The sequence below is a fragment of the Nitratireductor sp. B36 genome, assembly GCF_020833685.1.
Lineage (GTDB): Bacteria > Pseudomonadota > Alphaproteobacteria > Rhizobiales > Rhizobiaceae > Nitratireductor.
On the sequence record NZ_JACKZY010000001.1, the window covers coordinates 667,428 to 687,095 of the forward strand.

Annotated in this window: 23 protein-coding genes; 9 read left to right on the top strand and 14 right to left on the bottom strand. The window is 57.6% G+C overall.

Going from position 1 to position 19,668, the window contains the following annotated elements:
- Positions 1–8: 8 nt before the first annotated feature.
- The gene (locus tag H7H48_RS03380; RefSeq protein WP_229447384.1) at positions 9–581 is read right to left on the bottom strand and encodes a DUF2799 domain-containing protein; all 573 of its coding nucleotides are present in this window, start codon (positions 579–581) and stop codon (positions 9–11) included.
- 108 nt (positions 582–689) lie between these two features.
- Between H7H48_RS03380 and H7H48_RS03385 the strand changes: the two genes are divergently transcribed.
- The 7 genes from H7H48_RS03385 (at position 690) to H7H48_RS03415 (ending at position 5,503) form a co-directional block, all read left to right on the top strand.
- Positions 690–1,097: an NUDIX domain-containing protein gene (locus tag H7H48_RS03385; protein ID WP_229448086.1), complete on the top strand. Its 408-nt coding sequence runs from the start codon at positions 690–692 to the stop codon at positions 1,095–1,097.
- 110 nt (positions 1,098–1,207) lie between these two features.
- Positions 1,208–1,579: a TIGR02301 family protein gene (locus H7H48_RS03390; protein ID WP_229447385.1), complete on the top strand. Its 372-nt coding sequence runs from the start codon at positions 1,208–1,210 to the stop codon at positions 1,577–1,579.
- A gap of 8 nt (positions 1,580–1,587) precedes the next feature.
- Positions 1,588–2,391 carry a hypothetical protein gene (locus H7H48_RS03395; RefSeq protein ID WP_229447386.1) on the top strand — a complete coding sequence of 268 codons (804 nt, stop codon included), beginning with the start codon at positions 1,588–1,590 and terminating at the stop codon, positions 2,389–2,391.
- Positions 2,392–2,452: 61 nt separating this feature from the next.
- A complete protein-coding gene (locus H7H48_RS03400; protein WP_229447387.1) occupies positions 2,453–2,869 on the top strand; it encodes a hypothetical protein in 417 nt (138 codons plus the stop codon).
- A gap of 84 nt (positions 2,870–2,953) precedes the next feature.
- Complete coding sequence (locus tag H7H48_RS03405; protein WP_229447388.1) at positions 2,954–3,811, top strand: folate-binding protein YgfZ; 858 nt, start codon at positions 2,954–2,956, stop codon at positions 3,809–3,811.
- The gene (locus H7H48_RS03410) at positions 3,811–4,449 is read left to right on the top strand and encodes a YfbR-like 5'-deoxynucleotidase (RefSeq protein ID WP_229447389.1); all 639 of its coding nucleotides are present in this window, start codon (positions 3,811–3,813) and stop codon (positions 4,447–4,449) included. Before H7H48_RS03405 ends, H7H48_RS03410 begins: the two co-directional genes overlap by 1 nt.
- Positions 4,450–4,684: 235 nt before the next feature.
- Positions 4,685–5,503, top strand: a complete 819-nt coding sequence (locus H7H48_RS03415) for a mechanosensitive ion channel family protein (RefSeq protein WP_229447390.1) — start codon at positions 4,685–4,687, stop codon at positions 5,501–5,503.
- Between the two features lie 29 nt (positions 5,504–5,532).
- Here H7H48_RS03415 and H7H48_RS03420 read toward each other — a convergent pair whose 3' ends face one another.
- Both H7H48_RS03420 and H7H48_RS03425 read right to left on the bottom strand, forming a co-directional pair.
- Entirely contained in the window at positions 5,533–6,984 is a 1,452-nt protein-coding gene (locus H7H48_RS03420; protein ID WP_229447391.1) for a RimK family protein, read from the bottom strand.
- Between the two features lie 19 nt (positions 6,985–7,003).
- The gene (locus H7H48_RS03425) at positions 7,004–7,459 is read right to left on the bottom strand and encodes a GNAT family N-acetyltransferase (protein WP_229447392.1); all 456 of its coding nucleotides are present in this window, start codon (positions 7,457–7,459) and stop codon (positions 7,004–7,006) included.
- Positions 7,460–7,706: 247 nt separating this feature from the next.
- Between H7H48_RS03425 and H7H48_RS03430 the strand changes: the two genes are divergently transcribed.
- Positions 7,707–8,585, top strand: a complete 879-nt coding sequence (locus H7H48_RS03430) for a mechanosensitive ion channel family protein (RefSeq protein ID WP_229447393.1) — start codon at positions 7,707–7,709, stop codon at positions 8,583–8,585.
- 9 nt (positions 8,586–8,594) lie between these two features.
- Here H7H48_RS03430 and H7H48_RS03435 read toward each other — a convergent pair whose 3' ends face one another.
- Both H7H48_RS03435 and H7H48_RS03440 read right to left on the bottom strand, forming a co-directional pair.
- The gene (locus tag H7H48_RS03435; protein ID WP_229447394.1) at positions 8,595–9,386 is read right to left on the bottom strand and encodes an anti-sigma factor; all 792 of its coding nucleotides are present in this window, start codon (positions 9,384–9,386) and stop codon (positions 8,595–8,597) included.
- Positions 9,386–9,901 (bottom strand): sigma-70 family RNA polymerase sigma factor, encoded by a 516-nt coding sequence (locus H7H48_RS03440; protein WP_229447395.1) that lies wholly within the window; start codon positions 9,899–9,901, stop codon positions 9,386–9,388. The genes H7H48_RS03435 and H7H48_RS03440 overlap by 1 nt, the downstream gene beginning before the upstream one ends.
- A gap of 199 nt (positions 9,902–10,100) precedes the next feature.
- Here H7H48_RS03440 and H7H48_RS03445 point away from each other — a divergent pair, with 199 nt between their 5' ends.
- Positions 10,101–11,342, top strand: a complete 1,242-nt coding sequence (locus H7H48_RS03445) for an MFS transporter (RefSeq protein ID WP_229447396.1) — start codon at positions 10,101–10,103, stop codon at positions 11,340–11,342.
- A 6-nt stretch (positions 11,343–11,348) separates the two neighbouring features.
- On the opposite strand, the gene recO is transcribed toward H7H48_RS03445, so the two are convergent.
- The 9 genes from recO to H7H48_RS03490 all read right to left on the bottom strand — a co-directional run bounded on the left by recO (position 11,349) and on the right by H7H48_RS03490 (position 19,591).
- Positions 11,349–12,089 carry a DNA repair protein RecO gene (gene recO, locus H7H48_RS03450; RefSeq protein ID WP_229447397.1) on the bottom strand — a complete coding sequence of 247 codons (741 nt, stop codon included), beginning with the start codon at positions 12,087–12,089 and terminating at the stop codon, positions 11,349–11,351.
- A gap of 18 nt (positions 12,090–12,107) precedes the next feature.
- Positions 12,108–13,034 carry a GTPase Era gene (gene era, locus H7H48_RS03455; protein ID WP_229447398.1) on the bottom strand — a complete coding sequence of 309 codons (927 nt, stop codon included), beginning with the start codon at positions 13,032–13,034 and terminating at the stop codon, positions 12,108–12,110.
- Positions 13,034–13,750 carry a ribonuclease III gene (gene rnc / locus H7H48_RS03460; RefSeq protein WP_229447399.1) on the bottom strand — a complete coding sequence of 239 codons (717 nt, stop codon included), beginning with the start codon at positions 13,748–13,750 and terminating at the stop codon, positions 13,034–13,036. Before rnc ends, era begins: the two co-directional genes overlap by 1 nt.
- Before the next feature lie 13 nt (positions 13,751–13,763).
- A complete protein-coding gene (gene lepB / locus H7H48_RS03465) occupies positions 13,764–14,513 on the bottom strand; it encodes a signal peptidase I (RefSeq protein ID WP_229447400.1) in 750 nt (249 codons plus the stop codon).
- A 91-nt stretch (positions 14,514–14,604) separates the two neighbouring features.
- Complete coding sequence (gene acpS / locus H7H48_RS03470) at positions 14,605–15,012, bottom strand: holo-ACP synthase (protein ID WP_229447401.1); 408 nt, start codon at positions 15,010–15,012, stop codon at positions 14,605–14,607.
- Positions 15,009–15,605, bottom strand: a complete 597-nt coding sequence (locus tag H7H48_RS03475; RefSeq protein ID WP_370633323.1) for a DUF2062 domain-containing protein — start codon at positions 15,603–15,605, stop codon at positions 15,009–15,011. The genes acpS and H7H48_RS03475 overlap by 4 nt, the downstream gene beginning before the upstream one ends.
- Before the next feature lie 224 nt (positions 15,606–15,829).
- Positions 15,830–16,687 (bottom strand): methyltransferase, TIGR04325 family, encoded by an 858-nt coding sequence (locus H7H48_RS03480; protein WP_229447403.1) that lies wholly within the window; start codon positions 16,685–16,687, stop codon positions 15,830–15,832.
- 107 nt (positions 16,688–16,794) lie between these two features.
- Positions 16,795–17,208, bottom strand: coding sequence for a hypothetical protein (locus tag H7H48_RS03485; RefSeq protein WP_229447404.1), 414 nt, complete (start codon positions 17,206–17,208; stop codon positions 16,795–16,797).
- Positions 17,209–17,338: 130 nt separating this feature from the next.
- The gene (locus H7H48_RS03490) at positions 17,339–19,591 is read right to left on the bottom strand and encodes a bifunctional (p)ppGpp synthetase/guanosine-3',5'-bis(diphosphate) 3'-pyrophosphohydrolase (protein WP_229447405.1); all 2,253 of its coding nucleotides are present in this window, start codon (positions 19,589–19,591) and stop codon (positions 17,339–17,341) included.
- Positions 19,592–19,668 lie beyond the last annotated feature (77 nt).

Below are 19,668 nucleotides of genomic sequence, written 5' to 3' on the forward strand. Positions count from 1 at the left end.
CTAAGCCGTCAGTAGCGGCGCGCCGCCTCCTCATAGAGGTAGCGATCATACAGGCGCTCGGCATCACGCACACGCCCCTCGGCAAAGAACAGATCCGACTCCTTCAGTGAGATCCGGTTGCGAATCTTCCGTCGATCCTCATCCTTGGCAGCATCTTCCAGATTATCGTATAGCTGTTCGAGTTCGCTCTTCAGGCGATCATATTCTGATCTGGCATCATGCACACGCTTACCGACGCGATACGCGCTCTCAAAGCCGGGGGCAGCATCCGCCGGGCAGGAATTGGCGTAGCTGCGCCCGTCGCGCCCGGCACTCAAACCGTTCTCCGGTGTGCAATAACGGCGGATACCGTCTTCCCAACCGGTGCGCCATGCACGTTCGTCCACCGGCAGACTGTATTTCTCACAGGCTTCCCGGTGGCGCTGAACATAGGACGAACTCTGTCCGGCCGCGCCATCGCTGCGTCCCAAGTCGCTCCAATTTACTGTTTCGCACTCGCTCTCATTCAGCGTTGCACAGGCCGACAAAGACAACATGCACGCCAGACCTGCAACCACCCATGTGTTCTGCACCACCTGCATGATTGTCTCCTGCCACTTCAACGGCCATAACTCTCTGCCACCAATTGACTGGCAACAGTTCGGGCCGGACTTTTGGTGATCGGATTGCAGGATGCAAGGGCTTTGCTTGTGAAACCGGAAGAAATCCTGGCCGTTTCCGCGGCCGTCATTCAGGAAGACCGCGTTCTGCTGGTGCGTCGCGGCCGCGCGCCGGCCAAAGGATTGTATGCGTTTCCGGGTGGCAGGGTGGAAACAGGCGAGACACTGGAAAAGGCACTGGCGCGCGAGCTGCTGGAAGAGACCGGCTTGTTGTTGACGACAGCGAGCCCCTATCGCGATGTTGTGTTGCGTGGCGACGACGATCAGCAAATCTTTCGACTGACCGTTTTTCGCGCCACGGTCGCACGTGGCCCTGTCATAGCGGGTGACGATGCCCACGAAGCCGGATGGTATTCCCCAGAAGAAATCGCTACCCTGCCTCTGACTGAGAGCACACAACACATTATCGAAGAATTGCGTCACCTTCCCAGCGGATAAACCTGCTGGGCACCCTGCCCTCAATCTTGCCACTTTCGTGACTGTTTTGTGGTGGTCTTCCCGCAATCGCAGGCGTTTGACAGGCAGCGCCCGCTGGGAGACAACACGGCATGCGTAGTGGTTCAATATTTTCCGGCCTCGTGGCAGTTTTTCTTGTGGCTGCGCCTGCAACGCAAGCCAACGAGGCCAGCTATGAAGCCCCCCTTCTGAGATTGGCCGAGGTGCTCGGTTCGATTCACTATCTGCGCAATCTTTGCGGTGAAGACTCCGAAACATGGCGCGGGAAGATGGAAGAGCTTCTGGAGACAGAAGCGCCGTCGCCGGCCCGCCGCGAGAAATTGATCGCCAGTTTCAACCGCGGCTACAGATCCTTCGCAGGAACGTATGAAAACTGCACGGATCAGGCGCTGTCGGCCATCAACCACTATATGAGTGAGGGTGCACGCATCTCCACCGAAATCGTGCAGCGCTACGGAAACTGAGACTGACAATGAGCCGGACTCTGATCAACGTTCCAAACCTTGCCAGCCCGCGAACTCGCAGGCGTTGGCGGCATGTTCTACTGGCTGGTCTGACAGCCTTCGGCTTGAACGGAACCTCGGGCCTTTCAGCATTTGCTCTCAGTGAACTTCAGCAGGTTGAGCCCATAGAAGAAGAACAGCCCGGATCCGACAAGGTCGAGCGTGTTCCGCTTCCGCCGCCAATCCGCTTTCCCAAGAATGACACCACCGCGCCAGAGAGCCCGGAGCCCGCTGAGGATGCCTCGCCGATTGGGGACACGCCGCTGCGCGATGTCGTACGCCCGGACACCCAGATCGGCAAGGAGCTACCGGAGATCCATTACGATCTTGAAGAGTTACCCGAACCCGTTCAGCGAATGCACGGGCTTATCGTTGAAGCTGCGAAAAGCGGCGACATCGAAAATCTGCGCCCGCTAATCGGTAACGGCGACAGTGCGACCCGCCTCTCGCTCGGTGGTCTGGATGGGGATCCTCTCGAATTTCTCGTCGAGCTATCCGGAGATGAGGAAGGCCAGGAGGTTCTGGCCATACTTCTGGAGGTCCTGCTCGCCGGATATGTCCATCTCGACGCAGGGACACCCCAGGAAATGTATGTCTGGCCATACTTTTTCGCCATCCCGCTTGAATCCCTCGACAAGAGGCAGAGGGTTGAACTGTTTACGCTGGTGACCGCCGGCGACTATGAGGACATGAAAAGCTTCGGAGCCTACATCTTCTATCGTGTGGGCATCACGCCGGAGGGGCACTGGGCGTTTTTCGTCGCCGGAGATTGAGTTCATTCTTGCAAAATTAGTCGTCACCCCCATATCCGTTGAAGCTTCAGGGAGGTTTGCGATGGAGGGGATAGCGCAGTCGCAAAACGGCGTGGCGGCATTGCCAGAGAGCCGAGGTAGGCGTGGGCGTCTGGTCCGACGTGTCATTCTCTTCCAGCTCAAACTCATGGCTGACGGCATGCGCGACGTGGTGATGAGCCCTCTTTCGATTGCCGCGGGCCTGCTCGGTCTTCTTTCGCGCAATAACAGCGCCGAGGTTTATCTGGATCGTCTCATGCGCTTTGGCAGGGAGACGGATCACTGGATCAATCTGTTCGATCACCGAAGCGCGGCGAACGACTCGCCGTCTCTGGATCGCATTGCCGAACAGATCGAGGAGGCGCTTCGTCATGACTACGAAAGTGGCGGACTGAGCGCCAGAAGCGCCAGAGCCCTTGCAGAAGCGGCAGCGCGCCTGAGGGAAAAGACCACCCGTTGACTTCATCAACCATTGGCGGGTTGTCGTGAGCAACAAAGCATCCTAGCTAAATGCGGACAAGCTCTTCATCTTGCCGGATCAGCCATGCCGACCTGCCATCTCGACGAACGCGCCCTCTTTCAACTGCAGGGACCTGAGGCCGAACACTTCCTCCAGAATGTGATCACAACCGATCTCTCGGCGCTTCAGAACGGCGAGTGCCGTCCAGGCGCTCTCCTCACTCCACAGGGCAAAATCCTGTTCGACTTCCTTATCTCCCGTGCCGGTATTGACGGACTGCGCATTGAATGCCGCGCGGACATCGCCCCGGATCTGGTGAAACGGCTTACACTCTACAAGCTTCGCGCAAAGGTCGATATTTCCGATATAAAACAAACGGTAATCGCCGTTTCGTGGGAAACAGATTCCGGTTCTTCAGATAATGAATCAACCCTGATCGACAGGCGTTTTCCCGCAAATGTGCACGTTCGGCGTCACTACGGCGACGCGCCTGATGCCAGCAAAGGCAAAACGAGTTGGGATGAACTGAGAATTGCCCATGCCGTTGCAGAAAGCGGCAGCGATTTTAGCCTGGGAGACGCCTTTCCGCATGATGTTCTTTATGATCAGAACGGCGGAGTTGGGCTGAAGAAAGGTTGTTATGTCGGCCAGGAGGTGGTGTCGCGGATGCACCATCGTGGCACAGCTCGCCGGCGGTTGCTGATCGCCAGTGGTGCTGCCGATCTACCTCCGCAGGGCACCGAATTGCGTGCTGATGAAAAAATCGTCGGAGCTCTTGGAACGGTCTGCGGTGCGAAGGGGCTCGCCATAGCGCGCATCGACAGAATCAAGGAGGCTATGGACGCTTCGATACCTGTTCTGGCAGGTCAAACCGCTGTCACCCTCGCTGTACCAGAATGGGCGACATTCACCTTTCCCGAGAACAAAGACGGGGCAGACTAATGCCCGCGCGGTCCAATAAAACCGCTGCTCCCCGCGCATGGCAGCGAATGTTATCCGGGCGCCGCCTTGATCTTCTAGATCCGTCCCCCCTCGACATAGAAATCGGCGATATTGCACACGGCCTTGCCCGCGTTTCCCGTTGGAACGGACAGACCGAGGGTGATCATGCCTATTCCGTCGCGCAGCACTCCCTTCTGGTGGAAGATATCTTTCGCAGGATAGCGCGCGACGCCACCCCTGAATGCCTGATGGCAGCGTTGTTGCATGACGCTCCAGAATATGTGATCGGCGACATGATTTCGCCCTTCAAGGCTACGCTGGGCGAGGATTACAAATCAGTCGAAAAGCGCCTGCAACGCGCTATCCACCTTCGTTTCACCCTGCCTCCCGATCTGCCGGCGAAGCTGAAGAAGGCCATCAAACGCGCTGACCAGATCGCAGCCTTTTTTGAGGCGACACAACTGGCGGGGTTCGGTGTAACGGAAGCCGCCAGGTTTTTCGGCCGCCCGCGAGGGATGTCGCCGGAAGAAGTGCAGCTTGAGCCTCACCCCCCCAAACTGGCACAAGCAGCCTTCCTCGAGCGCTTTAAAAAAATAGATGAGTCGAGACGAAATAAAATAATTAAATCCAATATTTAAATCAGCTATTTTAATTACTTATAACGAAAACTGAAAATATAATCGCGGTTTAAAATTATATTACATATATACTTTTGCGCCAGGCATTCACTTGCTATACGCATCATCCAAACTGACGCAGTTTAGCGTTTCTGATCTGCCTGAAAAATTATCTTGGCGGGTGAGAACGTCGACGGGGCGGTGCTTCGGTTTCTGAAAACGGAAACCCTGAACACGCCACGGAGATGTTCGGAAAATGGAAAAGCAAGCTGGACGCCTTATCCAAACCGCAAATGCGGCATTCGGTTACATTACTGAATTTGCGCTGAACTACGGCTTCACATTTCTTGGGGCTTGCGCCCTGTTGGTGATCGGCATAATCGCCGCAAAAATGCTGGAACGCTGGGTGCGCAACACGCTCAGCAAGGTCTTTGCATTCGACGCCACTTTAACTTCATTCCTTTCGGTTCTTGCCAGATATACCGTTCTGGCCCTGTCAAGCGTCGCCGCGCTGACGCAGCTTGGCGTACCGACTGCCAGCATCATTGCCGCACTTGGTGCTATCGGCCTCGCGGTCGGGCTCGCCCTCCAAGGGACACTGCAAAACATCGCGGCCGGCGTGATGCTTCTGATTTTACGTCCCTTTGAGGTGGATGAGCATGTGTTCGCGAACGGCATCACAGGCACCGTCAGCACGCTGGGGCTATTTGCAACGGAGTTGAAAACCGATGAAGGTTTGATCGTCTTCGCTCCCAACAGCACGCTTTGGAACGCGGCCATTACCAATCACTCCCGGAACAAAGCCCGCAGGGTAGAACTCAAAATTGACGTTGGCGAAGGCCTCAGCCCCGAACAGGTGCAGACAGGGCTCATGAAAATTCTCGCTGCCGAAAAGAGCGTTCTGAAGAAGCCCAACGCTGAGACCTTGTTTTCAGCAATTGATGGCGGGACTTCTCAATTGACCCTCCGGTTCTGGACAAGAAGCGAGGGGTGGCAAAGGTCCCGTTCGGCACTAACCGAAGCCATCAACAAAAGCCTTGGCAAGAAAGGGGTGAGTGTTTCCACCCCAGACTGATACACTGAGAGGACGCCGACAGGAGAAGTTTACCTTTCAAGCCGGTCGATGAACCATTGCGTCAGGCTTGTCCAGACGGCGTCTTTTTCCCCGGCATCTTCGCACCCATGGTCGAGATTGGGATTGTCATTGACCTCAATGACATAAACTCCTTCCGGCGTGGCCTTTAGGTCGACTCCGTAAAGGCCGTTGCCTATACAGCGTGCCGCTCGTACAGCGATCTCGAGCACGTCGGAAGGGGTGTCCGCCAAGGTGAAAGAGCGAAAGCCGCCTTCATCCGGGCGTCCCTGCCTTTCGTGATTGACGATCTGCCAGTGCTTCTTGGCCATGAGGTACTGGACGGAGAAAAGCGGCCTTCCGTCGAGCACACCGATACGCCAGTCAAAGGACGTGGGTAGAAATTTCTGTGCGATGAGAAGATCGGAGTCCTCAAGCCATGTCGTCGCCAGAGCCTTCAGCTCTGCCATGTTGGCTGCCTTCTTCACCCCGCGTGAAAAAGAGCTGTCCGGCGTCTTGAGGACCAGGGGAAAGCCCAGCAGATCAGCAGCGCGTTCAAGGTCGGCGGTCCCGGCGATCATCATCGTCGGCGGAACAGGTACCCGGTGCGTGGCCATCAACTCGTTGAGATAGACCTTGTTCGTGCAGCGTATCATCGAGAGAGGATCATCGATGACCGGCATCCCCTCCTGTTCGGCGCGCCGTGCAAACCTGTAGGTGTGATTGGAAATCGATGTCGTCTCGCGGATGAAGAGGGCATCGAAATTCGCCAGACGCGGCAGATCCTTCTTGGTAATTGGCTCTACTTCAACGCCCATCCTCGCCGCAATGCGCGACCAATGCTTGAGCGAGGCTACGCTTGATGGCGGAAGCTCCTCTCTCGGGTCGATCAAGGTAGCGAACCCATAGCGCGCCGGCACCCGTGTGCGGCTGTCCCGCCACTGCCGGCTGGTGTAGTTGTGAAGCGATGATGTGAAGCGTTCCTTCTCGTCGGTGTTCATTCTCGACAGGGAGCGAAACCCGATGCGAGATATTGTCGCCCATTCGCCGTCCTTGATGACAACTTCCAGCGCGGGTGCGCGAAACCAGTCAAAAAGCAGTTTGGCGAAACGTTCCCAGGCCTTATCAGGCCCTATGCCGAAAAAGATGCTGACGCTTGAAGGAAAGCTTCCCCCCAAATCGTTGCGACAGCGGTTCAGAGCCTGCTCCAATTCCGGAAGAGCATTCTCATAGAGTTTGCGCGCAGAGAGATCGATCATGGTCTCGACTGACGGGATCACACGATGGCCACGAGAACTGGCAAGCAGAGACGCGTAGTAGCCACGGCTTTGATAGGCGTAACTGGACGACAGGTTGATGACCTTGGGGCGTTGTCCTCGGAAAAGTGCCGGGTGGGCCAGATAGTCGCGATTTGTGATGATCTTGTAGGGGGTAGCGGTCTCGTCAAGATCGCCTTTTTTGCCAGTCAGGATGACCCAACTCATTTGGGGCCGTTCTCCATGTTCAACGCGTGCAGAGCGATTTCTGGTAACGCAAAGCACTCATACCGTCGTGATAGTAATTCTCATATTGGGCAAAGCTGCGATATCCCATCTTTTCATAAAGCCGGATGGCTGGCTTGTTGTCCGACCTCACTTCAAGTCGCATGGTATGGAACCCTCGCCCACACGCTGCGTTCTCGACATAATGCAACAACAACGCAGCCACCCCCTTTCCGGTTTCCTCCGGTGCCACGGCTATCGAGTAAAGCCGCGCGACACCGCTCGTCCGTCGCGTCAAAGCCAATGCGTAGCCAAGCACCTTCCCACGCTCTTCCGCTACGCCCACAATGGCGGTTTCTGCGCTCGAAAGACGCCGGAGGGAGCGCTCGGAGAGCTTATCGCCCGAGAATGCCGCGTTCTCTACCGCAACGAGAGCAGCGAGGTCGCCAGGGAGGGCAGGACGAACCTCAATCGACATGCTCGCCCCTACGTGAAAACAGCAAGACGGCAAACGCATGACCGTTTTGACGGCGGAGTGGTTTGCAGCAACCATCCCCGGTTGCTAGACACTCGAAACCAACCAGGCAGATGCGACCGGTCGCCTGCCCCGCAAATCTCTCACGCTTGAAGCGTGGCAGAGGAGTTGGAACCGTCCCCTGAAGGCCGGCAACGACAAACATGGAACGGAGACATTCCCCAATATGGAAATGCAAACTGAGAACCTCATGACAGCTGCCCAGGCAGCGTTGTCCCAGGTCAGCGAATTTGCCGTATCTTACGCCTTCTCGATTCTCGGCGCCATCATTCTCATCATCGCCGGCTTTATTGTCGCGGGGATGGTGGAAAAATGGGTGCGCAGCGCGCTCGACCGCTTTCCCTCTTTCGACGTCACGCTCACCAGTTTTCTTTCGAAGATTGCGCGTTACGCGGTTCTGGTGCTTGTCGGCGTTACCGTTCTTGCGCAGTTCGGCGTTCAGACCGCAAGCATTATCGCCGCGCTTGGTGCCGCCGGTCTGGCAATCGGCCTCGCCCTCCAGGGCACATTGCAGAACGTCGCCGCCGGAATCATGCTCCTCGTTCTAAAACCTTTCCGCGTGGGCGAATATGTGGAGGCAAGCGGCATCTCGGGCACAATCCAGTCCATAGGCCTGTTTGCGACAGAGATGAAAACCGTGGATGGCCTGTACATTCTCGCGCCGAACAGTTCGCTGTGGAATACATCGGTCACCAACTATTCGCGCAATACGCGCCGCCGCAACGATCTCGTGATCGGCATCGGCTACGATGACGATATTGATCTGGCGCAAAAAACGATGCTCGAACTGGCCGAGGCCGACGATCGCATCCTGAGCGACCAGGAGCCAGCGACGTTCGTATCGGAACTTGGCGACAGTGCCGTCAACATCACGCTGCGCTACTGGACCACGACTTCCGACTGGTGGCAGACCCGTCTCGATATCACCAAGGCAGCCAAGAAGGCGTTTGATGAGAAGGGTATTTCAATCCCCTTCCCGCAGCGCGACGTTCATTATCTTCCGCTGCAAACCGAGGCGCAGAACACGCAGAAAACCGGCGCCGCCAAGAAGAGCGGAACCAAGAGCTGACTGCAGACATCACCTACCGGCAAGCAATTGTCGGTAGGTGACGTTCGCGAGTTGCAGGAGCCGATTTTCATCGATCGAGCCAGCCACGGTGTAGGCGAACCCTTTCTCCTGCCAATAGAAAGCGCGTCTCCCCTCGTCTTCGAAAAGTCTAAATCCGGTATCCTCCCCCTTTATGCAATGAGCGACATAAAGGGAGATGCGCTCGCCAGCCTGATCTTCATACATGAACTGAGCGGCAGCCTTTCCACCTGAAGGCAGCAGCCTTCCTCCCATGAGATCAAAGCCGTCGGCCCGCAGGTCAGGAGCGATGAGTTTGGTGCCGACCCTGTTCGAAAGCCAGCCGACCAGGTGGCTCCGCTCGCTCGCGCCCACTTCCACAACATGCAGCTTTTCGGCCGCATAGACCTGGTGAGCGGCGACTGCCTCACCGACCACGTCCAACGCCGCCAATGTCTCACCAGTGACGAATTGCTGCCGGCCCGCCCAGAAGCCGAATGCTGCTCCCGCGATAAGGCAGAGAGCGGCGACTGCACCGAGGCGGCGAAGAACCAGAGCGTGACCACCCTTGGCCGCCCGCTCATTCCCTATCATTCCTTCTTGCAGGCGGGGCGGCAGGTTCTCACTGGTCAGTTCCGCCAGCGCGTCACGAAGCAACGCGCGATCAGATTCGTAGCGTGCGCTCAAAGCTCGCATATCGGCTCTGGTTTCCAGCCAGGCTTCGTATGCGGGCATGTCCTCCCGTGGCAATTCACCATCGAGTGCGAGATGGATATCTCTCTCATCAAAGCTGCGTCCTGTCATCACTGCACCGCCTTGAGAATGCGTCGACGCCGTACCAGATCGAGAACTTCGCGCAAGTCCTGTCGTCCACGCGCCACGCGCGACATCAACGTTCCTGTGGGGACGCCCAAAACGTCTGCTGCCTCTGCGTAGCTCATACCTTCTACGCCAACCAGAAGCAGCGCGGCGCGACGGTCAGGACTGACCTCCTGCAATGCATCGAGCACGTCATGAAGATCAAGTACACCGTTCTGTTCCGGGGCGCTGACCGCCTGCGGAATATCGGCGGCTGCAGCCGAGGCGAGTTCGCTTCGTCGCTTGCGTGCCCGCACACCATCGACAAAGAGGTTGTGCATCAACGTGAACAACCATCGCCGGGGCGATGTACCCGTCTGCCAGTTCTCAAGCCGCGAAAATGCTCGTTCCAGGCAATCCTGAACGAGATCATCAGCCGCATCCGCATCGCGCAGGAGAGCTCGCGCATAACGCCGGAGCCCCGGGATTTCCCGCACAATCGCTTCCCTCTTTCCGTCCATGCACCCGCTCCCCTCTCACGGGGCGTTGTTCTTGCCCGATGAACGCTTGCCTGAAGGCATTTATTCCCGGCCACCGTGTCTAACCATTAAAAAAACTGATCGAAGATGCACAATTTGTCGATATCTCTGAAATGCCGCATACGATATTTTCATGGTCGGATTCCGGTACCAAGGCGCTCACAGGCGCGTGAAGGCAAACATGACACAGCAAAGCGCGGGCCGTGCGGCCTCTTCCAATTCGTTTCCCTGGGCGGTCGTGATCTGCGGTTGCTTGATCGCGGCTCTGAATTTCGGACCACGCTCTGCGATGGGGTTCTTCCAATTGCCGCTATTGGCTGAGACAGGGTGGGACCGCACCACGTTCGGCCTTGCGATGGCAATTCAAAACCTGCTCTGGGGGATTGGACAACCAATCTTCGGCGCGGTTGCAGATCGGTTCGGCACCTGGCGCGTCCTTGCTCTGTCGGCAGTGCTTTACGCCGTTGGGCTGTTGATGATGTCGATGCCTACCCATGAAGCCATGCTGCATATCGGCGGCGGTGTGCTCGTCGGACTGGGTGTGGCTGGCGGCTCTTTCGGTATCATTCTTGCCGCTTTCGCCCGTAACGTTCCTGCAGAAAAGCGCAGCCTGATTTTCGGTCTTGCAACGGCTTCGGGCTCCGCCGGCATGTTTATTTTTGCTCCTATCAGCCAAGGCCTGATAGATGCGTTCGGCTGGTCCGATACTCTGGTCTATATGAGCATAGCGATGTTGATCGTTCCGCTTCTGGCCATTCCTCTGGTCGGCAATGCGGCGACAGCACGCAACAATGCGGAGACCTTCAAACAGACAATCGGCGAAGCGCTGCGGGAGGCATTCGCGCATCGCAGCTTCGTGCTTCTGGTCTCGGGCTTTTTCGTCTGTGGCTTCCAAGTGGCGTTCATTACCGCCCACTTCCCGGCCTATATCGGCGATATCGGCATCGATGCACGCTATGCAGTCATCGCTCTTGCCTTGATCGGCTTCTTCAACATCATCGGCTCGCTCGCTTCGGGCTATATCGGCCAGCGTTATTCCAAACCGGGATTTCTGGCGTTGATCTATCTCGCGCGGTCTATCGCGGTAACCGCTTTCCTTCTATTACCGCAAACTCCGGCTAGCGTGATCATCTTCGCCATAGTCATGGGACTCTTGTGGCTTTCAACGGTGCCTCCAACCAATTCGTTGGTGGCGATCATGTTCGGCACCGGGCATCTGGGACTTCTGGGCGGCGTGGTCTTCTTTTCACACCAGGTCGGCTCCTTCCTGGGTGTATGGCTGGGCGGTTATCTCTATGATCTGTTCGGAAGCTACGATCCGGTCTGGTGGCTGGGCGTCCTGCTTGGTCTGTTTGCCGCTGTGGTGCACTGGCCGATCAAGGAAGCGGCGGTCGCGCGGCCTGCCCTGGCACCCGCCGAATAGGCAAACTCAGCCCGCAGCCCCCTCTGTGCTGCGGGCAAGAGCGGCGAGAAAACCACCGCGGGAGACCGGCTCTTCCATTCCGCGGGGCTCATAGACATTCCGGTGAAGGAAAAAGCCCGTCAGGCGATAGGCATCCTTCAACGCATCCAGCGACGCCTCCGATCGCTTTTTTGCAGTAAGAAAGCCGGGCAAGGGTAAGAGCCTGTCACGCCAGGGAGCACCCGCTTCTTCAGTCACCGCACGACCGGACTTCGGTGAAACATAGGCGAGGCTATGTCGGTTCCCCGTCAGTGCGCATTTCGTAAGATCAAGCCCGAATCCCAATTCCTCAAGCATCGCCAGTTCGAAACGCACCATCAACGGGCCAGCGATCTCAGGTTCGTCCAAATGTTCGGTGATGACTTTCACCGCCTCATATAAACCCGCATGAGCGTCTCGCTCGGGCATGAGGCGCAGATGCGCGCCCAAAAGCTGAATTCCATGAACGGCCAGCGCCGAAGCAAGGAGACGTGCAGCGTTGAGTTCCAACGGTTCGACCTGAAACGCACCCAGATGCTCCTCAAGCCGGGCGCGCCATACAAGGTCAACACGATTTCCAGGCTGGAGAAGGGGCTGCATGCGCCGCGAACGGCCGCCTTTTACAAGGCCCAGATGACGGCCATGGGCAGCGGTCATCGTTTCCAGGACGACGCTCGTCTCGCCATGCTTTCTGGCGCCTAGAATGATCCCTTCATCGCGCCATTCCATGTGGTTGCAATCCTTCCCTCAACCGGGGAATTCAAGTCCCATTTCGCGGAAGCGCTCAGGATCGCTGCCCCAACCTTCCCGCACTTTTACGAACAGAAAGAGATGAACCTTCTGCTCGAGAATGCCTGCCAGTTCCTCGCGGGCCGCCTGCCCCACGGCACGTATGGCCGATCCCTTGTGGCCGAGCACGATTTTCTTCTGGCTGTCACGCTCCACATAAACCACCTGATCGATGCGCACGGAACCATCCTTGCGCTCTTCCCACTTCTCGGTTTCGACGTGGATCGCATAAGGCAATTCTTGGTGCAGACGCAGGAAGAGCTTCTCGCGTGTGATTTCCGCTGCGAGCTGACGCATGGGCAGATCGGATAGCTGGTCCTCGGGATAGTACCACGGGCCAACTGGAAGCGTTTCGGAGAGATAGGCGAGAAGATCGTCACAACCTGATCCTTGCAGCGCGGAGATCATGAAGGTGCGCTCGAAATCCACCGCTTCGTTGGCCCGGGCGGCGAGTTCCAAAAGGGTTTCGCGTTTTACCCGATCGATCTTGTTCAAAATCAGGATCTTCGGCTGGGCCACATCCTTTAGCTTCTCAAGAATCGCGGCGGCGTCGCCCTTGATCCCGCGCTCGGCATCGATAAGCAAGGCCACGATATCTGCATCCTTGGCGCCCCCCCAGGCGGTCGTCACCATCGCACGGTCGAGTGTGCGGCGAGGGTTGAAGATGCCGGGCGTATCGATGAACACAATCTGCGCGTTCTCGTGGGTGGCGATGCCGCGTACGATGGCGCGTGTCGTCTGCACCTTGTGCGTGACAATCGACACTTTGGCGCCCACCAGTTGATTGAGCAGTGTCGACTTGCCCGCATTGGGCGCGCCGATCAGTGCCACAAACCCGGACCGGGTCTCATTCGGTGCATCGGCTGTGGAAACGTCTTCACTCATCACGCACTCTCATTGCTCTGCCACACACCTTCACGTTCCAGCATGCCGATGGCGGCGGCTTGTTCGGCCTCGCGTTTGGAACGGCCCCTGCCATGCGCGGGCTCATATCCCTTGACCCTGACGGATACAGAGAAGACCGGGTCATGGTCTGGCCCCTGCCGGTCCTCCACCGTATAGGCTGGCGTAACCGCGGCAACCTGATGAGCCCATTCCTGCAGGGCTGTCTTGGGATCACGCCGATCAGCCCCTTCCGCCTGAGCACGGGCCTTCCAGTGATCGCGCACGAAGCCTCGGGCCGCCGCAATGCCACCCTCAAGATAAACCACCGCAATCAACGCTTCCATCACGTCCGCACGCAGGTTGATTTGTTTGCGGGTAGCGGCGCTGCGCAGATCACTGCCCATTCGAATGAGAGGACTAATCTTCAGATCATCCGCAACCTCGGCCAATGTCTCCGCGTTTACAAGCGCATTCAGCCGCACCGAAAGCTCACCTTCGGGTGCTGTGGGGAAGCTTTCGTATAGCAGTTCCGCAACGGCAAGACCCAAAACCCGATCGCCGAGAAACTCCAGTCGCTGGTAGTCGACACCCGAGCGACTGCGAGCGCTGGCATGGGTCATCGCTTCTTCGACCAGGGCAGCGTTCTTGAAATCAAATCCGGTGCACTCGGCTACCGCTTTGACAAGCTCAGGACCACGCGGGCGCTTGGCAGTCATGGTTTTCGCAACCCTAGTCGACCCAGTCGAGAATGCGCGATGGACGCACTTCTGCCGGCCAACGCCAGATTTCAAGGGGGCTTGCGCCACCCGCGATGGAGAAGAAGATGATGTTCGCGCGTCCGACAAGGTTTTCGGCAGGCACAAAACCGACCGAGAACCTGCTGTCGGCGGAGTTGTCGCGGTTGTCGCCCATCATGAAGTAATGGCCTTCAGGCACGATGAACTCGCGCGTGTTGTCGCCGATCCCGTTCGCGGTCAAATCCAACGTTTCATAGGATACGCCATTGGGAAGCGTTTCCCGATAAACGTCGACTGGACGATCCATCTCGGTAATGTCCGGATCATTGATTTCACCAATCTTCTCGCGCTCCACGGCCTTGTCATTGATGTAGAGAACACCTTCGCGCATCTGGATCTTATCGCCCGGCAGACCTACCACTCGCTTGATGTAGTCAATGGACGGATTGGGCGGGAACTTGAAGACGACGACATCTCCGCGTTCCGGCTCCGAGCCCCAGATGCGACCGGAAAAGAGCGGCGGCGAGAACGGAAGGGAATGGCGCGAATATCCGTAGGCCCACTTGGTGACGAACAGGTAATCGCCCTCAAGCAGCGTCGGACGCATAGATCCTGACGGGATAGAGAATGGCTGAAAAAGGAAGGTGCGGATGACCAGCGCGAGGATCAGCGCCTGAACGATCACATTGACGGTTTCACCCACGCCGCCCGATTTCTTCTTCGTCTTGTCAGCCACGCTCATCATGTCCTCGGTTCGAGTGTTTCGGGACGGTCTTATCGCGCCAGAAAGGCGGCGGCAATGCGACAGCACAGCCCTTACGCAGTTTTCGGCATCAGTTCCCGTTGTCGGGAACCGCTTCGATGATTACAAATGCCTGAGCCAGCGGGTAGTCGTCAGTGATGGTCAAATGAACCAGCGCTTTCATGCCCGAAGGCGTCATGCCTTCAAGCCGCGCTCTGGCTTTCCCGGACAATTCCATTGTCGGCTTCCCGCCAGGGAGGTTCACCACCCCCATTTCGCGCCAGAAAACGCCACGCGCTATGCCGGTGCCAAGCGCCTTTGAGCATGCCTCCTTGGCTGCGAAACGCTTCGCATAGGAAGCTGCACGCTCACGGCGCCTGTCCGACTTGGCCCGTTCGACCTCCGTAAAAACACGCTGAGTAAAACGGTCTCCATAGCGGTCAAGTGTTTTGGCGATCCGCCGAATGTCGATCAGATCGCTTCCAATACCGATAATCATGAACTCGTCGCTGTCCTCGCATCGAAGGCTTGCCGACCAGCCTTGCGGCGCGCCCGCTCGGCGAGGCGCTTACGGCGCTGCTCTCGGAAGGTGAATGTCGCCCAGCGTGTCACGAAATAGAACACCAAGGCGAAGGAAATGCCCAGAGGCAACGCGCCAACGGACATTGGCTTGATCAGCGGTTCCCAGAGCTGTGAAAACTCGAGATGTCGCAGCATCTTGCCCAGATGTATTGGAGCCCCATGCGACAGCTCTCTGCCGTACAAGATGAGACGGCCCGTTTCCAGCGTCGCTCCCCAGATAAAAGGGAAAGTCAGAGGATTGCCCACCGCCGTTCCGATGGCTGATGCCACGAGATTTCCCCCGATGCACCAGGCGAGCCCTGCGGCGATGAAGAAGTGAAAGCCCATAAACGGAGTGAACGACGCGAACACACCGGCAGCAATGCCTGCGGCGATGGCATGCGGTGTTGCCGTCAATCGCAGAGCGCGTTTGACGAAATATTGCGCGGAACGCCAGAAAGAGCGACGCGGCCAAACCATGGTCCGCGCCCTCTCCCAAAGATCCGCCGGTTTTCTACGTCGAAACAACATCGCGGCTACGCAGTACCCCCAACAGCAACAAAGCTCCTCCACCACACCAAATCCTAGAGCCCGTTCTATTAACGACGGGTTCCCTTGGAGGTGTCTTTGGTCGATATAGGCAAGCTCGGTCGGACGGGGCAAGGGAAACGGGTTAATAATCGTGTTTCCTGCCAAAACAGCAGGAAACACGAAAGAACTAGTCAAGCGAAACGGCGGAATTGGGGCGTGAAGGTTTACCCGGCTTTTGCCACCGCGCGTTCGGCCGGTTTGTGTAAGCTGCGTACCAGATCTTTACGCAGCAGCATGTACCCCCGGCTCTCGCTCCAGCCCAGCTCCGGGTGGCTCGCTACCCTGTGAGCCAGATATTGTATGCGCCAGCTATCGATGATGCGATAGCCAAGTGCATCCAGGCCCGCAAGAAACTGCTGCTTGTTGCGGATGTGGTAGGGCAAGAAGGTCGGGCCCCCACGCTGAAGCGTATAGATCGACGGGCCATCCCGCAGCGCCACCTTGTTGAGGAGAATCACCTGTGGCTGCACAGGCAACTTGCTCACGAAATCCGCAAATGGGATATCGAGATACTGCAGCAACCCGGAACACAATAATATCTCGGCTTCCCTGATTTCGGAGAAGGCGTCGCAGAACGAAAGTTGAGGCCCGAGGCCTTCGGCGCGCGCCATATCCCGGCCGGCCCTCACCATCGAGGGCAGTTCATAGACCTGCCACTCAACGCTCGAAAGATCGATCAGATCGCGGAAAGCGCGATATTTTGTTCCAACATGCCCTCCGGCATCAAGCAGCCGAATGGGATGCCCTTCCCGCGCTCGCAGCTCGCGCTCAAGCCAGAAAAGGACGGGATAATCCCAGTCAATGATCCGGCTCATCTTGTCCAGCGCCACGGGAACAACTTCTTCATGATCATAGTCGGTCAGCGCCCAGCGGGGCGCTGCCTCCACCGCGCTTTTCCGATCCGGATAAGCGCCGGTCAGTTCGGCCCGGCGGGCGACCAGGTGAAGCTTTGACAGGGTCGAGTGAACCGGTTGGGCAAAGCGCTTGATCCTGCCGCTGTCGAAATGCAGTAGGGCTTTCATGTCAACCTCTCTTGAACATGAGTTTCGGGCACTCGCCACGCGGCCAGCGCCACGCTTGTGCAGGAAGCATCGGGCACCGGCGTGCCGGCGCGCATAGTCGAGCGTGTTCAGGAGAGAGTTGAGCGGGGTGGTTTACGGGGCTTTTCAGACAGGCTGGAGCACAGGGCAATCATGGATTCCGCAGCAAAACATGCGACAAACCGCGACTCCGGGAAAGGTTCGTATTTCAGGCTGGCCAGCGGCATGCAATGGACCATGCAGCACTCCGCGCCCGCCACCTCGTTCAGCGCATCCTCGCCATCGCTGGTGTCGTGCTGGTGGCTATGTGCCCCGTCACGTTCATGGGCGTGATCCAATGTGTGAGAAAGTGCGTGTTCGGCAGAGAGCCCACCAGCAACGGCCGACGGTGCCCCATGCAGATGCACGCCGCCAAAAGGAAACAGTACCAGGGCAAGCAGAATGAGAGCGGTCAGTCCCCCTCTCAATTTCGGTAAAGACAATTGTTTCCGAACGCTGCGCATTCAGGATGTTTGCGCCGCGCCGCAAGCCGGTCAATTCACTCCGGATGGTTGCTGGCTACTCATTTCGGATGAAACAGCACTCCGATCAGACCAAGTCGCGAAGCAGATAGAACTTCCGTCTGAGGGTTTTCTAGCCATTCACCCGATGGGCGTCGCTTACGCAACTGATCTCCTTCAGCTGTGAGACGAGACGTGTCAGGTGTTTCAAATCCCACACCTCCAGGTCGAACAGCATTTCGGTAAAGTCAGGAGCCGTTCGCTCCATGGCCAATGTATGAATGTTGGCGTCATTCGATGCGATCACCTGCGCAATCTCAGCCAGAGACCCCGGCTCGTTGATCGCTGTCACGGACATGCGGACCGGAAAACGCTCCTTCATGTGCTCGTCAATATCCCAGCGCACATCGATCCAACGTTCGGGCTGGTCATCGAACGCGGTCAACGCAGGTGACTGTATGGGATAAATGGTGATGCCCGAACCGGGATGAAGAATGCCGACAATACGATCTCCCGGAACTGCACCTTCCGGGGCAAAACTGACCGGGAGATCTCCTGAAACGCCGCGAATAGGCAGGGCTCCGCCCGCTCCCTTTTCTACCGGGACTCCGCCGGCTTTGGTGCGCTTGGCTTTGCGTGAGGAGCGACCGGGGATCTGAAACAGCATGCCAGCCGCGTTGCGCAGATTGAACCAGCCCTCTTCGCGCTCCTTGGGAGCCTGAGTCACGCGTTCATCCTTGTAATCGGGGAACACGGCGCGCACCACATCCTGCGAGGAGAGTTCGCCGCGCCCGACCGCCGCCAGGACATCTTCCACATCCTGACGGCCGAGGCGATGAAGCACCGGTTTGAGGGCATCTCTGGAGAAGGCCTTCCCAGCGCGTTCAAAAGCGCGTTCCAGGATGCGCGCGCCAAGCCCGGAATACTGCTTGCGGATCGCGTTTCTGGTCGCCCGGCGGATGGCGGCACGCGCCTTGCCCGTCACCACGACCGATTCCCACGCCGCCGGCGGCACCTGCGCCTTGGACCGGATAATCTCCACCTCATCGCCGTTCTTCAACTCGGTCATGAGCGGCATGATGCGGCCATTGACCTTTGCTCCGACGCAGGTGTCGCCTACTTCGGTGTGAACCGCATAGGCAAAGTCAATGGGCGTTGCGCCACGCGGAAGGGCTATGAGCCGCCCCTTGGGCGTGAAGCAGAACACCTGATCCTGAAACAGTTCGAGCTTGGTGTTCTCAAGAAAATCTTCGGGCGTGTCACCTTCGGAAAGTGCCTCAATGGTGCGCCTCAGCCACGCATACGCATTGGTATCACGCGAGATGCGGTGGTCCGCACCGTTCACCTTGCCACCGAAGTCCTTGTAAATCGAATGAGCAGCCACACCGTATTCGGCAATGCGATGCATCTCATAGGTGCGAATCTGCAATTCGACGCGCTGGCGGGACGGCCCGACAATGGTGGTGTGGATCGAGCGATAATCGTTCTGTTTGGGTGTCGAAATGTAATCCTTGAAACGCCCTGGCACCATCGACCAGGTGGAGTGGATGACACCCAGCGCGCGATAGCAGTCCTCCACATCGTTCACGAGCACGCGGAAACCGAAAATATCGGATAGTTGCTCGAAGGAAAGCGCCTTGGTCTCCATCTTCCTGAAAACCGACCAGGGCTTCTTCTGGCGGCTTTTCACAGTCGATTCGATATGGTGCTCTGCGAAGAGGTGCGACAATGCTTCTTCGATCGCCTTGATGACACCGCGATTGCGCTCGAAAAACTCGGCAAGCCGCTCGGTCACCGCGCGGAAAGCCTCCGGGTTGATATGCCGGAAGGCCAGTTCCTCAAGTTCTTCGCGCATATCCTGCATGCCCATGCGCCCGGCAAGCGGCGCATAGATGTCCATTGTCTCCTCAGCGATACGCAGGCGCTTGTGCTCAGGCACATGATCGAGCGTGCGCATGTTGTGCAGGCGGTCAGCGAGCTTGACCAGAAGGACGCGGACATCTTCCGAGATGGCGAGCAGAAGTTTGCGCAGGTTTTCCGCCTGATGCGCCTTCTTGGACACAAGGTCGAGGCGCTTCAGCTTGGTCAGCCCTTCGACCAACTTACCGATATCGGGACCGAACAACTCGTCGATCTCTGCGCGTGTGGCACTGGTGTCCTCAATGGTGTCGTGCAACAGGGCGACAGCGATGGTCGCCTCGTCCAGATGCATGTCGGTAAGGATGGCTGCCACCTCGAGGGGGTGGGAGAAATACGGGTCGCCGGAGGCGCGGCGCTGGTGGCCGTGCTTCTGCATCGCGTAGACATAGGCTTTGTTGAGCAGCGCCTCATTGACGTCCGGCTTGTAGCGCTGGACACGCTCGACAAGCTCGTATTGACGCATCATGGGCGGCTTCCTCGTTTTTGTTGTTGTTATCTACGCAAAGCAAAACATGCGCCGCGAAATTCACGGCGCATGTTTAA